This is a genomic window from Streptomyces asiaticus (genome assembly GCF_018138715.1).
GTDB classification, from domain to species: domain Bacteria; phylum Actinomycetota; class Actinomycetes; order Streptomycetales; family Streptomycetaceae; genus Streptomyces; species Streptomyces asiaticus.
In genome coordinates this window covers 276,336-291,236 of sequence record NZ_JAGSHX010000001.1, presented here as the reverse complement: position 1 = coordinate 291,236, position 14,901 = coordinate 276,336, and the positions used below count along the sequence as shown (strand labels likewise).

At 71.9% G+C, this 14,901-nt stretch carries 1 protein-coding gene and 1 pseudogene; both read right to left on the bottom strand.

The window, feature by feature from the left end; all coding sequences use genetic code 11:
• Positions 1-85 precede the first annotated feature (85 nt).
• Positions 86-6,997 (bottom strand): SDR family NAD(P)-dependent oxidoreductase, encoded by a 6,912-nt coding sequence (locus KHP12_RS00740; protein ID WP_372455150.1) that lies wholly within the window; start codon positions 6,995-6,997, stop codon positions 86-88.
• A 139-nt stretch (positions 6,998-7,136) separates the two neighbouring features.
• A pseudogene (locus KHP12_RS00735) lies at positions 7,137-14,867 on the bottom strand (SDR family NAD(P)-dependent oxidoreductase); the annotation flags it as partial.
• Positions 14,868-14,901 lie beyond the last annotated feature (34 nt).

Here is a 14,901-nt window from a genome sequence, read left to right as displayed (position 1 = left end):
GAAACACCCGCGCCGCCGGGGCCCTTCGAGACGTGGCCCTGGAGTGCGAGTCCCCCCGGAGGTCTCCGGGGGGACTCGGCCGTCGTCAGTTGTCGAGATCCTCGAGCATCATGTCGATCAGGTCGTCGTCGTCCATCGCGTCGATGGAGTCCGTCTCCTTCTCCTCGGTGTCTGTCTCGGCCTGGTCCTTGCCGCTCGCCAGCTCGGTGAGCGCGTCCAGCAGACCGGAGCGGCGCAGGCGTCCCAGCGGAATCGACGTCAGAAGGGCACGGATCCTGGCCTCTTCCGGATCCATGTCCGACTCGGCCGGGCTGTCCGTCGCCACCCGGCCGCGCAGATACTCGGCGAGCGCGGCGGGCGTGGGGTTGTCGAAGATCAGCGTGGAGGGAAGGCGGAGCCCGGTGGCCGAGTTCAGCCGGTTACGGAACTCCACGCCCGCCAGCGAGTCGAAACCGAGGCTCTGGAAGGAGCGGTCGGGCTTGATGGACTGGGCGCCGCTGTGGCCCAGCACCATCGCCGCGCTGCCACACACCAGGGCGAGCAGCGCATGGTCGAGTTCGGCTCCGGAGAGACCGGCCAGCTGCTCCTTTGCCGACTCGGCAGCGGTCGCCTTCCCGTCGGCCGCCGCCCTGCTCCGCACCCGGACCGCACCCCGCAGCAGGGTGGGGATGTCGGTCTGGCCGCTGAACGCCGAAGTCTCCAGCCGCATCGGCACGAGCAGGGCGTCCTCACTGGTCCGGCCGGCGTCCAGCAGACGCAGACCGCCCGCCATGGACAGGGCCGCCATGCCCTCGCGCGCCATGCGCACCATGTCCGCGTGGCTGAGCGTGCCGGTCATGCCGCCGGCCTGCTCCCACGGTCCCCAGGCCAGCGATACGGCGGGGAGGCCGAGCGCGCGCCGATGTGCGGCGAGCGCGTCCAGGAACGAGTTGGCCGCGGCGTAGTTGCCCTGTCCCGGGCTGCCGAACACACCGGCGGCGGACGAGAACATCACGAACTCCGCCAGGTCCAGATGGCGGGTCAGCTCGTGCAGGTTCCACGCCGCGTCGACCTTCGGCTCGAAAACCGTGTCGATCCGCTTCGGCGACAGAGTGTCGATGACACCGTCGTCGAGTACGCCCGCCGCGTGCACGACCGCGGTCAGCGGGTGCTCGGCGGGTATGCCGGACAGCACCCGCTCCAGCGAGGCGCGGTCGGCCACATCGCAGGCCGCCAGCGTCACCGACGCGCCCGCCTCGGCCAGTTCGGCCTTGAGGTCGGCGGCGCCCTCCGCGTCCGGCCCGCGCCGGGAGACCAGGACCAGGTTGCGCACTCCGCGCTCGGCCACCAGGTGGCGCGCCACCTGGCTGCCCAGGCCGCCGGTGCCACCGGTGATCAGCACCGAACCCTCGGGGTCCAGGGCGCTGGGCATGGTGAACACGTTCTTGCCGATGTGCCGGGCCTGGCTGATGTACCGCACCGCGTCCGGTGCCCGGCGCACGTCCCACGCCGTCACCGGGAGGGGGTGCAGTGCGCCACGGTCGAAGAGATCGACCAGGTCGGCCAGCATCCGCTGGACCCAGTCGTAGTCGGCCACGTCCAGGTCGTACGCGCTGTACTTCACCCCGGGGTGGTCCCGCGCGACGACCTCGCGGTCCCGCACGTCGATCTTGCCCATCTCCAGGAACCGCCCGCCCCTGGGCAGCAACCGCAGGGAGGCGTCGACGAACTCGCGGGCGAGCGAGTCCAGCACCATGTCCATGCCCCGGCCGTCGGTGGCCTCCGTGAAGCGCCGCTCGAACTCCAGGTCACGCGTCGAGGCGATGTGCTTCTCGTCGAATCCCATCGCCCGCAGGGTGTCCCACTTCCCGGGGCTGGCCGTGGCGTACACCTCGGCGCCGAGGTGGCGTGCGAGTTGCACGGCCGCCATGCCCACACCACCGGTGGCGGCGTGCACCAGGATGGTCTCGCCCTCCTGGAGCTCGCCGAGTTCCACCAGGCCCATGTAAGCCGTCAGGAAGACCAGCGGCACCGTCGCCGCCTGCGCGAACGTCCAGCCGCTCGGCATGGGGACGATCCGCCGCCGGTCGGTGACCGCGACGGGCCCGAACGATGCGTCGATCATGCCCATGACCCGGTCACCGGGTGCCAGGTCGGTGACTCCCGGGCCGACCTCCAGGACCACACCGGCGCCCTCGCCACCCATCGTGGCGTGGTCGTCGGGGTACATGCCGATGGCGATCAGCGCGTCACGGAAGTTCAGACCGGCGGCGCGCACCGCGATCCGCACGTATCCGGGTGCCAGCGGCTCCTCCGCCGCCGGATCGGGCAGCAGCGAGAGGCTGTCCAGGGTGCCGCCACCCGTGGTGCCGAGCTTCCATGCCGAGGTGCCGGCGGGGGCCTCGAGCACCCGCCCGGCGGCGTCCCTGGCGAGCCGGGGAATCAGCCCCCGGCCCACGCGGAGCGCCACCTCGCGCTCGCCCGCCGCGAACGCGGCCGTCACCACGCCGACGGCCGCGACGGCCGACTCGGCGTGGCGGTCGATGTCCACCAGCTGGATCCGGCCCGGGTTCTCCGTGGCCGCCGAACGCAGCAGTCCCCAGACCGCGGCGTTGGACAGTCCGGCGACGCCCTCACCCGGGCCCGTCGCGACCGCGTCGCTGGTCACCACGACCAGCCGGGACCCGTCGAACCGGTCCTCCGCCAGCCAGGACTGCACCAGGGCCAGCGCCCGGTGGGTCGCCTTCCGAGCGGCGTCGGCGAGGTTCCCGGCGTCCGGCCCGGCGAGCTCGCCGCCGCACCAGGCCCAGACCACATCCGGCACCGCGGCACCCTCGTCGACGGCGGCGACGAGCGCGTCCACCCCGGTGTACTCGGCGTACTCGACGGCGGAGGCGGTGAGCAGCCCGGCCACCCGCGCCCGGTCGGCGCCGATCACCGCCGTGGACGTGCCGTCCACGGTCCGCTCGCCGTCCCGCGCGGCGGCGAACTCGTCCCAGTTGGCCCGGAGCAGCGTTCCGTCGCTGCCGGCGGCGCGCGGCCCGGAGGCGAACCGCTCGGCCGCCACCTCGCGCATCACCAGCGACTCCACCGAGGCGACGGGAGCGCCCGTGGCGTCCGTCACCAGCAGCGCGACCGTGTCCTTGCCCTGCGGGCGCAGCCGCACCCGCACCCGTCCGGCGCCCGCCGCGTACAGGGTCACCCCGGTGAAGGAGAACGGCAGGGTCACGCGCCCGCTCTCGCCGCCGAAGTCGCCCATCTCCATGGCGTGCAGGGCGGCGTCGAGCAGGGCGGGGTGCAGGCCGAACCGTCCGGCTTCCTGGGCGGCCGAGTCCGGTAGCGCCACCTCGGCGTAGACGTCGCCGTCCAGCCGCCAGACCGACTCCAGCCCCTGGAAGACCGGCCCGTATCCGTAACCGACCTGGGCCAGGCCCTCGTAGAAGCCCTCCATCGGCACCCGCTCGGCGCCCGGGACGGGCCACCGCAGCAGGCTGTCGGTGACCGCGGCGCCGCTGTCGGCCTCGAGGACGCCCTGGGCGTGCCGCACCCACTCCTCCCCCGGCTCGTCGCTGTCGGAGCGGGAGTACACGCCGAGGGACCTTACGCCGGACTCGTCGGCGGGGCCGACCACGAGCTGGACGCGGACGCCGCCCTGCTCCGGCAGGAGGAGCGGGGTCTCGAGGGTGAGTTCCCCGAGCCGTCCGGCACCGGTCTCGGTGCCGGCGAGCAGGCCCAGTTCGACGAAACCGGTGCCGGGGAAGAGCACTCCGCCGGCCACGGCGTGGTCGGCGAGCCACGGGTGGGTCTGCAGCGACAGGCGCCCGGTCAGCACCGTGCGGTCGCCCTCGGCCAGTTCGGTGATCCCGCCGAGCAGCGGGTGGTCCACCCTGCCGAGGCCGACGCTCCGGGCGTCGCCGGTCCCGGCGCCGCCCGACTCGAGCCAGTACCGCTTGTGCTGGAAGGCGTAGGTCGGCAGGGCGACCCGGCGGGCGCCGCGCCCGGAGTACACCGCGTCCCAGTCCACGCCCACGCCGTTCGCGTACAGGGTGGCGACCGCCTCCGCCAGCGTCTGGGCCTCGGCGCGCCCGGAGCGGGCCAGGGGCACGAAGGCCGCGTCGGCGCCGACGGCGTCCAGGCAGTCCTGGCCCATCGCGGTCAGCACGGCGTCGGGGCCGAGCTCCACACAGGTCGTCACGCCCTGGTCGGCGAGGCGGCGCATGCCATCGTCGAAGCGGACCGCCTCCCGAACGTGGCGGACCCAGTACTCCGGGGTGGCCAGTTCGGCGCCCGCGACATCGCCGGTGACGTTGGAGATGACCGGGATCGCCGGGGCCGAGTACGCCAGGCAGGCGGCGATCTGGCCGAACTCCTCCAGCATGGCGTCCATCCGGGGGGAGTGGAACGCGTGGCTCACCCGCAGCCGCTTGGTCTTGCGGCCCTGGGCCTCCCAGTGGCCGGCGAGTTCGAGGACCGCGTCCTCGTCGCCGGAGAGCACCACCGAGGTGGGGCCGTTCAGCGCCGCCAGCGACACCTGGTCCTCGCGGCCCGTCAGGCTTCCGGCCACCTCCTCCTCCGACGCCTGGACGGCCACCATCGCGCCGCCCTCGGGCAGTTCCTGCATCAGCCGCCCGCGGGCCGCCACCAGGGCGCACGCGTCCTCCAGGGACAGCACCCCGGCGACGTGGGCCGCGGCGATCTCGCCCACCGAGTGCCCCATCAGGAAGTCGGGGCGCACGCCCCAGGACTCCAGCAGGCGGAACAGGGCCACCTCGAAGGCGAACAGCCCGGCCTGGGCGAACATCGTCTGGTTGAGCTCGTCACCGGTGGCGGCGGCCGCGTCGTCGTCCTCGGGGCCGAAGACCACGTCGAGCACCGAGGTGCCCAGGCGCACCTCCAGATAGTCGCACGCCTCGTCGAACACGTCGGCGAAGAGCGGGTAGGTCTCGTAGAGCTCGCGGCCCATGCCCAGCCGCTGGGCGCCCTGTCCGGTGAACAGGAACGCCATCCGCTGCGCGGTGGACCTGCCCAGCACCAGGCCCGGCGCGTCGGTGTCCTCGGCGAGGGCGGCGAGGCCGCGCAGCAGCCCCTCGCGGTCGGAGGCCACCACCACGCCCCGGTGCTTGAGTGCGGCACGTGTCACGGCGGACGACCATCCGATGTCGACCGGCCGCGCGTCGGGGTGGTGCACCACGTGCTCGCGCAGCCGCGCGGCCTGCGCCCGCAGCGCCTCCTCGCTCCTGGCGGACACCAGCCACGACACGGGCTGGGACGCCGTGTCCTCGTCGGCGTCGTCCGTCGCGGGGGCGGGCTCCACCGGCGGTGCCTGCTCGATGATGGCGTGTGCGTTGGTGCCGCTCATGCCGAACGAGGAGATACCGGCACGGCGTGGCTGCCCGGTCTCCGGCCAGGAGCGCTGCTCGGCGAGCAGCGCCACGCCGCCCGACGACCAGTCCACGTGCGGGGTCGGCACCTCCACGTGCAGCGTCTTGGGCAGGATGCCGTGGCGCATGGCCATCACCATCTTGATGACGGCACCCACACCGGCCGCCGCCTGGGTGTGGCCGATGTTCGACTTGAGGGACCCCAGCCACACCGGCTGTCCCTCCGGTCGGCTCTCTCCGTAGGTGGCGATCAGCGCCTGCGCCTCGATGGGGTCGCCGAGCGAGGTTCCGGTGCCGTGCGCCTCGATCACGTCGATCTGGTCCGCGGTCAGCTCGGCGTTGGCCAGCGCCTGCCGGATGACACGCTGCTGGGAACGGCCGTTGGGGGCCGTCAGACCGTTGCTGGCGCCGTCCTGGTTGACGGCGGAGCCACGCACGATCGCCAGCACCTCGTGGCCGTTGCGCCGGGCGTCCGAGAGCCGCTCCACCAGGAGGACGCCGACGCCCTCGGCCCACGAGGTGCCGTCGGCCTCGGCGCCGAACGCCTTGCAGCGCCCGTTGGAGGAGAGCCCGCGCTGGCGGCTGAAGAGGATGAAGTCACCCGGGGTGGGCATCGTGGCGACACCGGTGGCGAGCGCCAGATCGCACTCCCCCTGGCGCAGCGACTGCGCCGCCTGGTGCAGGGAGACCAGCGACGAGGAGCACGACGTGTCCACGGTCCACGCCGGGCCCTCGAAGCCGAAGGTGTAGGCGATGCGCCCGGCGGCGAGGCTGCCCGCGGTTCCGGTCAGCGCATAGCCTTCGAGGCCGCTCTTGGTGCTTTGCAGGTGGGGCCCGTAGTCGTGGTGCTCCGCGCCGGTGAAGACGGCGGTCCTGCTCCCCCGCAGCTTGGTCACGTCGATGCCGGCCCGCTCGAAGACCTCCCAGCTGGTCTCCAGCAGCAGCCGCTGCTGCGGGTCCATGGCGAGCGCCTCACGCGGCGATATGCCGAAGAACTCCGCGTCGAACTCGGGCGCGTCGTGGATGAACCCGCCCTCGGTCGCGTAGCTGGTGCCGGGCTGGTCCGGGTCCGGGCTGTAGAGCGCCTCCAGGTCCCAGCCCCGGTCGGTGGGGAACGGGGTGATGGCGTCCACGCCCTCGGAGACGACCTTCCACAGGTCCTCGGGGCTGTTGACACCGCCGGGGAAGCGGCAGCTCATCCCGACGATCGCGATGGGGTCGTCCGAGCCCACGACAGCACGCGCGGGGGCGGTGTCGTCCGTGGCCACGGGGAAGATCTGCCGGTGGAGGTGGTCCACCAGCTCGCTGGGCGTCGGGTAGTCGTAGGCGAGCGACACCTCCAGCGTGAGGCCGGTGGCCGCCACCAGTCCGCGGTGCAGATTGACCGCCGCCAGCGAGTCAAGACCCAGGTCGAGGAACGAGCTCTCCGCGTCGAGCGTACGCGGCGACTCGGACCGCAGCGCCGCGGCAACATGTGCGCGCACCAGGTCGAACAGGACCCTTCGCTGCTCGTGGTCCAGCAGTTCTCGGAAGTCCGGTGCGAGTGATGGAAGTTCGCCTGGGCCCTCGCCGTGATCCGGCCCAGCCTGGATTCCGGACTCGTCTGAGTCGCTGGACCCGCGCAACATGCTGCTCACCTAACTCCTGCTTCGTGGAAGACCTTGCGTCAAAGCTGTGTGCCGCGCTGAACGCGGCTTCGGCGTGGGGCGCCCGCCCGCCATTCATCGGTGCCGGGCGGGCGCGTGGCCGCTAAAGGTTGGCCACCCAGTCCTCGACGGCTTGGGCGGTGGTGTCCGCGTGCTTCTCCATCATGGTGAAGTGATCTCCGGGCACGTCGATGGCGGAGTCGGCGGGCCAGTCCGCCTGCCAGCTCTGCGCATCCGCGTCCGGAGCCGCCGCCAGCACCCGCTCCGTCGCACGAACCTGGAGGCTGGGAACCGAGATCTGCGGCGGCTTCCACCCCTCGAGCAGATGCACGTACCAGCCCATGGCGGACATCCGGACACCGTCCATGGAGACGAGTTCCTCCCGCTCGTACATTTCGTTCGTCCAGGCGTCCTCGAACTGGCCGAGCTTCGTGGTGTACGGAAGGTAGGTGTCCATCAGGACGACTCCCGCGGCCGGTGTGCCCTGGCCCTCCATGGCGGCGGCCACCGAGTGGGCGAACATTCCACCGGCCGAGGAGCCGCACAGGACGACCGGGTCGCCCTGGGCATACTCGGCAACGAGCCGCGCCTGCAAGCGGAACAGCGCGTCCAGGGTGGCCGGAAGGCTCTCACCCGGGACGGACCCCACAGTGCCGAGGGCCGCCACGTCCCGGTTGCCACGGAACGGCGCGGCGAACCGCGCGTACTGGTGGACGCCGCCCAGGGCGACGTGGGAGGAGAAACACACCAGCCGGGGACGTCCAGGGCCCCGGGAGAGCCGCGCGGGCCTGATGGTCCCCTCGAAGTCGGCGGGGTCCTCGAAGGTCGGACGGAGCCTTGCCGCGTTCACCAGCAGATCCATGCCGACCTTGTGCTTACCCTGCTGCGCCGCCTGCCGGTAGAGAGAGCCGAGGGTGTCGTCCGCCTGCGGCGCCGCGGGAGCGGGCTCGGTCACGGGCGCGGGCGCGGCGACCGGAGCGGCCGGGGCGGTCCGCTCCTGGACCTGGCGGTTGACGGGGCTGGACGGGACCTCGGCCGCGAGCCGGGGCCGCAGATGGGCCACCATCTCGCCCGGGCTCGGGTAGTCGAAGACGACCGTGGTGTTCAGCCGGAGGCCGGTAAGGGCAGCGAGCTGGTTACGGAATTCCACCGCGGTAAGGGAGTTGAAGCCCATCTCCATGAACTCGTGGCTCGTGTCGATGTCATTGTGCGATGCGAACCCGAGCACCGCGGCGGCGACGGTACGCACCAGTTCGAGAAGCACCTCGTCCGTCTCGGCCTCCGACAGCCCGGCCAGCCGCTGCCGCAGCTGGGTGGGCTGGTCCACCTCGGACTCCGCCGCCCGAGCCGCACGGCGGACGGGGGCGTCCGGGACGACGGAACGGAACACGGCGGGCATCGCGGCGCCCTGGGCGCGCAGCACACCGATGTCCAGCCGGGCGGGAACCACCACGGCCGTGTCGGAGACGACGCCCGCGTCGAAGAGCTCCAGGCCCTCCTCGGAGGAGAGGGGCACCAGACCGGTGCGCGCCACATCGTTCCATGCCGTGTCCAGCCGCTGGACCTCGTAGAGATCGCTCAGGAACCGGCTGGGCCGGACCGAGGTGAACGAAGGCGCGAACCGCTCCCAGTCCACGTCCACGACCGTCACCACGCCGTCGCCGCCCGCTACCGCGCGTTCCAGACCGGCGATCGCCGGCTCCGGCGCCATCCGGGGCAGCCCACGTCGCGCCAGCTGCTCCCCGGAGACGTCCCCCGCCGCCATGCCGCTCTCGGCCCAGGGGCCCCAGACCACGGACGTGCCGACGAGACCCCGTCCACGACGCTCCTCCACCAGCGCGTCCAGATAGGCGTTGGCCGCGCTGTAGGCGGCCTGGCCACCGCTGCCCCACATACCGGAGACCGACGAGAAGAGCACGAACGCGTCAAGCTCCCGGTCGCCCAGCAGCTCGTCCAGGTTGCTGGCGCCCGCCACCTTGCCCGCTACCAGGGCGGCGGCATCGGCCAACCCGGTCTCCATCAGTGGCACCACCCCGGTGGCCCCCGCCACGTGCACGACCGCCGTCAGCGGATGCTCCCGCTCCACCGCGTCCAGCACCGCGGCCAGCTGCTCACGGTCGGCCACATCGCAGGCCGCCACCGTCACCCGGGCTCCCAGCGCCTCCAGCTCCTCGCGCAGTTCGGACGCGCCCGGCGCGTCAGGACCACGACGGCTGGTCAGCACCAGATGTTCGGCACCGCTACGCGCCAGCCAGCGGGCCGTATGAGCGCCCAGCCCGCCCGTGCCACCGGTCACCAGCACGGTGCCCCGCGCCCGCCACGTCGCCTTACCGGTGGTCGCGGCCGACCGCACCAGACGGCGTACGAAGACACCGGAACCACGCACCGCGACCTGGTCCTCGCCGCCCTCGACGGACAGCACGCCGGCCAGCCGCGCCGCACCGCGCTCATCCAGCGACTCGGGCAGATCGACCACACCGCCCCACAGCGGCGGCAGCTCCAGCGCGGTCACCCGGCCCAACGCCGACACCATCGCCTGCACCGGGTTGGTGAGCCGGTCCGAACCGCCCACCGAGACGGCCCCTCGCGTACCGCTCCACAGCCGAGCCGGAATCTTCGCCTCGACCATGGCCCGCACCAGCGCCAGGCTCAGCGCGTAGCCGCCCGGCAGGGCCGGGTGCCCCGGGCAGGGCTCCTCGTCCAGGGCCAGCAGCGACAGGACACCGCCTAGCTCGGGCGCCTGCTCGGCGACCTCGCGCAACCGCTCCGCCAGCACGTTCGCGTCCAGGTCCCGCTCGTCCACCACGACCGAGACCACATCCGCACCATGCCGCTCGAGCCCGGCGACAACGCCCGAGACCAGCTCGTCCCCCGCCCGGGACGCCGGAACCACCACCGGCCAGGTCCCTGACAGCGAGCCCCCGGCCACGTCCGGGACCGGCTTCCACGACACCTGGTAGCGCCAGTTGTCGATCTCCTCCTGCTGTGTCACTCCGCTGTCCTGGGCCCACCGGCCCCACGCCAGCGAGACACCCGGCAGTCCCTGAGCACGACGCCATGACGCGAGGCCGTCCAGGAACACATTGGCCGCGGCGTAGTTGCTCTGCCCGGCCGCGCCGAGCAGACCCGCGGTCGATGAGAACAGCACGAACGCCGACAGGTCCATGCCCGCGGTCAGCTCATGCAGGTTCCAGGCCGCGTCCACCTTCGCCCGCAGCACCGCGCTCGCCCGCTCGCGTGTCAGCGATGCGAACAGCCCGTCATCGAGCACCTCGTCCGCATGCACTACGGCGCTCAACGCGAACTCCTCGGACAGTCCTGCCAACACCGCGGCAAGCGCTTCACGGTCCGCGGCGTCACAAGCCGCGACCACCACCTCGGCGTCCGCGGCCTCCAAATCGGCCCGCAACTCGACCGCGCCGTCCGTCTCCGCACCACGGCGGGACAGCAGCACCAGCTTCCTGACACCGTGCCGGGCCACCAGATGCCGGGCCACCAAACCGCCCAGAGCTCCCGTGCCCTCCGTCACCAGCACGGCGCCGGAACCGAACACCTCCGGCTCGGGAGCGTTGCCCGCGGGCAGCGAGCGGGCCAGACGTGGCACGCGGACCTCGCCCGAACGCACCACCACCTGCTCCTCACGAGCGGTTACCACGCCCGCGAGCAGTTTCACCGCACGCTCGACATCATCCGTGTCGACCAGCACGACCCGTCCCGGGTGCTCCGACTGCGCCGACCGCACCAAACCCCATGCCGCCGCAGCCGCCAGATCCCGCACACCGTCGCCAGTGTCAACGGCCCCCTGTGTCAGCACCACCAGCGGGGTGCCCACGAACCGGTCGTCCGCCACCCATGACTGAACGGTCTCCAGCACCTCACCGACCCGTGTGTGGACCTCGTCCACCACAGCGGGGCCGTTCGAAGCCACCGGCAGTACCACCATTCCGGGCATGCTCGTGCCCGCCGCCACGGTGTCACTCAGCGCCGCGGGGTCCGGGTACACATCGGCGGGGTAGGTGCCCGCCGCCTCCAGAGCGGCGCCCACGCCAAGGCAGTCGTCGACCAGCACCGCCCACCAGCCGGGTGCCACGCCCTCGGCGGGCTTCACCGCGCCCGCTGTCCACTCCATGCGCAACAACGCGTCACCGGCCGTCCGGCCCGTGTTCTGCAACGTGGCGGCCTGCATGGGCCGGAAGAGGAGGGAATCGACGGAAGCCACCGGGCGGCCCGAGGTGTCGGCCATGGCCAGCGACACGGCCTGCCGTCCGTCCGGGATGATCCGGACGCGAAGCGCTTGGGCACCGACTGCTTCCAGGGAGAATCCCCGCCACGAGAACGGCATCAGACTGCCCGCGCTCGGCGCGTCGTCGCCGCCGCGCAACGCGTTGTTCGCGCCCATCGCCTGGATGGCCGCGTCGAACAGGGCCGGGTGCAGACCGAAGTACTTCGCGATGCCGCGCTGGTCCTCAGGCAGCTCGACTTCGGCGAACACCGCATCGCCGCGCTTCCAGGCGCGCCGCAACCCCCGGTACGCGGGGCCGTAGTGCAGCCCGTGCTCCTCGGCGTGCTCGTAGCCGCCGGAGATATCGACAGGCTTGGCCCCGGAGGGCGGCCACTTCGCGAAGTCGAAGGAGGCCGCGGGACCGGGCGGCGTGAGCACGCCGTGAGCGTGCCGCACCCACGGCTCCTCGAGGTCGGCCTTGTCGTCGGCCGGCTCCATCCGTGAGTACACGCTCACCTCGCGATGGCCCGAGGCGTCGGCCTCCCCCACCTCGACCTGGATTTGCACCCCTCCGCGCTCGGGCACCGCCAAGGGCGCCAGCAGCACCAGCTCATCGACCCGGCCGCACCCGACCTGGTCCCCCGCCTGCGCGACCATCTCCGCGAAGGCGGTCCCGGGCACGAGCGGCACCCCTTGCACCGCGTGGTCGGCGAGCCAGGCGTGCGTGGCCATCGACAGCCGCCCGCTGAGCACCACTCCGCCGCCGCCCGCAAGCGAGACCGCGGCGCCCAGCAGGGGATGCCACACCGCCCCGAGGCCCACCGATCCCACGTCGCCGACGGCCGCCACCGAGTTCAGCCAGTAGCGCTGACGCTGGAAGGCGTAGGTCGGCAAATCGACCCGGCGGGCACCACGGCCCTCGTACACCGTCCGCCAGTCCACGCCGACGCCACTGACGTGCAGCTCGGCGGCGGAGGTCAGGAACCGCTCCAGGCCGCCCTCATCCCGCCGCAGCGTGCCCACGACCACCGCCTTCTTCTCAGCGGCCTCCACCGTCTGCTGAACGGGAAGCGTGAGGACGGGGTGCGGGCTCACCTCGGCGAAGGCCGTATGACCGTCATCCAGCAACGTGCGCGTCGTGGACTCCAGCTCAACGGTCTGCCGCAGGTTCCGGTACCAGTACTCCGCGTCCAGACCTGCCGTATCGACCTGCGCACCGGAGACCGTCGAGTAGAACGGCACCTCCGACGAACGCGGCTGAAGGTCCGCCAGAACCTTCAGCAGCTCCTCGCGGATCGCCTCCACGTGGGCGGAGTGCGAGGCGTAGTCCACCGGAACCCGGCGAACCCGCACCTCCTCGCCCTCCAGCTCGGCCACCATCTCATCCAGCGCCCCCGGATCACCGGAGACCACGACCGAACCGGGGCCGTTGACCGCCGCCACCGAGATCGCACCATCCCAGGAGACGATGCGCTCCTTGACCTGGTCGACCGGCAGCCCGACCGACACCATGCCACCACGACCGGCAAGACTCGCCGCGATCGCCTGCGACCGCAGCGCCACCACCTTCGCCGCATCCTCCAGCGAGAGCGCACCCGCCACACACGCCGCCGCGATCTCACCCTGGCTGTGACCCATCACCGCGTCCGGCACCACACCCACCGAACGCCACAGCCTCGCCAACGAGACCATCACCGCGAACAACACCGGCTGAACGACATCCACCCGGTCGAAACCAGGAGCACCCTCAGCCTCGCGCAGCACATCCGTCAACGACCAGTCCACATACGCCGACAGAGCCTTCTCACACTCGCCGATCGCCTCGGCGAACACCGGCGAGGACTCCAGCAAGTCCACCGCCATCCCCGCCCACTGCGCCCCCTGCCCCGGGAACACGAAGACGGTCCTGGGCCGCTTCACCGTCTGTCCCTTGACCACGCCCGGAGCGATCTCGCCCTGAGCCACGGCCTGGAGACCGCGCAGGAGGCTGTCGCGGTCCTCGCCGATCACCACGGCACGGTGTTCGAGCGCCGACCGGGACACTGCCAGGGAGTAACCGATGTCCGCCACCGACGCGAGCGCGAGATCGTTGTCCTGAGAAGCACCCTGGGCCGTCAGACTCGCGTGCAGCCGCTCGGCCTGTGCCCGCAGCGCGGCCTCGCCCTTGCCGGAGACCAGCCATGGCACAACGGAGGAGGCGGCAGGCGCAGGCTCACCCCCAGCACCGGCCTGCGGATCGGCCGGCTCCGGCTCCTCGGCTTCGGGGGCCTGCTCGATGATGGTGTGCGCGTTGGTTCCGCCGATTCCGAAGGCCGAGATCCCCGCCCGACGGGGCCGGCCTGTCTCCGGCCAGGGCCGAGCCTCGGTGAGCAGCTCCACGGCCCCCGCCGACCAGTCCACATGGGGTGTCGGCTCGTCCACGTGGAGTGTCTTCGGCAGGATACCGTTCCGCATGGCCATCACCATCTTGATGACCCCGGCCACACCCGACGTCCACTGCGTATGGCCGATGTTGGACTTGAGGGCGCCCAGCCACAGCGGCTTGTCCTCCGGCCGCTCCTTGCCGTAGGTGGCGAGCAGCGCCTGCGCCTCGATCGGGTCGCCCAGCGACGTACCCGTGCCGTGCGCCTCCACCGCATCCACATCAGCGGGCGTCAGGTCGGCGTTCTTCAGCGCCTGGCGGATCACCCTGCGCTGCGAGGGGCCATTGGGAGCCGTCAGACCATTGCTGGTGCCGTCCTGGTTGATTGCCGAACCTCGGATGACGGCCAGCACCGGGTGGCCGTTGCGACGGGCGTCCGACAGCCGCTCCACGAACAGCACGCCGACGCCCTCGGACCAGTTGGTGCCGTCGGCGGCCGCCGCGAAGGGTTTGCAGCGGCCGTCGGTCGCGAGTCCTCGTTGGCGGCTGAACTCGGTGAACCCTCCCGGGAGGGCCATCACGGCGACGCCCCCGGCCAGAGCGAAGTCACACTCGCCCTGACGCAGCGCCTGCACGGCCATGTGCAGGGCGACCAGAGACGATGAACACGCCGTGTCCACCGTCACCGCGGGGCCTTCGAGGCCGAGCACATAGGAGATCCGGCCGGAGGTGACGGCAGGGTGCTGCCCTGTGAGCAGATGGCCTTCGACCTCTTCGGCCTCCATCGCCCCGGCCGCGCCGTACCCCGTGTTGGCACCGCCTATGAACACGCCGCCCGCGGCGCCCTTGACAGACAGCGGGTCGATGCCCGCCCGCTCCACGACCTCCCAGGACGTCTCCAGCAGCAGCCGCTGCTGGGGGTCCATCGCCAGCGCCTCACGCGGGGAGATCCCGAAGAACACGGGGTCGAAGAGCGCGGCGTCGTACAGGAACCCGCCCTCGTTCACATAGCTGGTCCCCTGGCTGTCCGGGTCGGGATTGAACAGCTCCTCGTGCCAGCCCCGGTCCTTCGGGAACGGTGAGAGCACGTCGATCTCGTCGGCGACGATGCGCCACAGCTCCTCCGGCGAGGTGACCCCACCAGGAAAACGGCAGCTCATCGCGACGATCGCGATCGGCTCCCGCTGCTTCGCCTCCACATCCCGAAGGCGCTGACGGGTGCGGTGCAGATCAGTCGTCACCCTGTTCAGGTAGTCGCGGAGCTTTGTCTCACTCATTGTTTGCCGCTACTTTCTTCGCAGTCACAAGTTC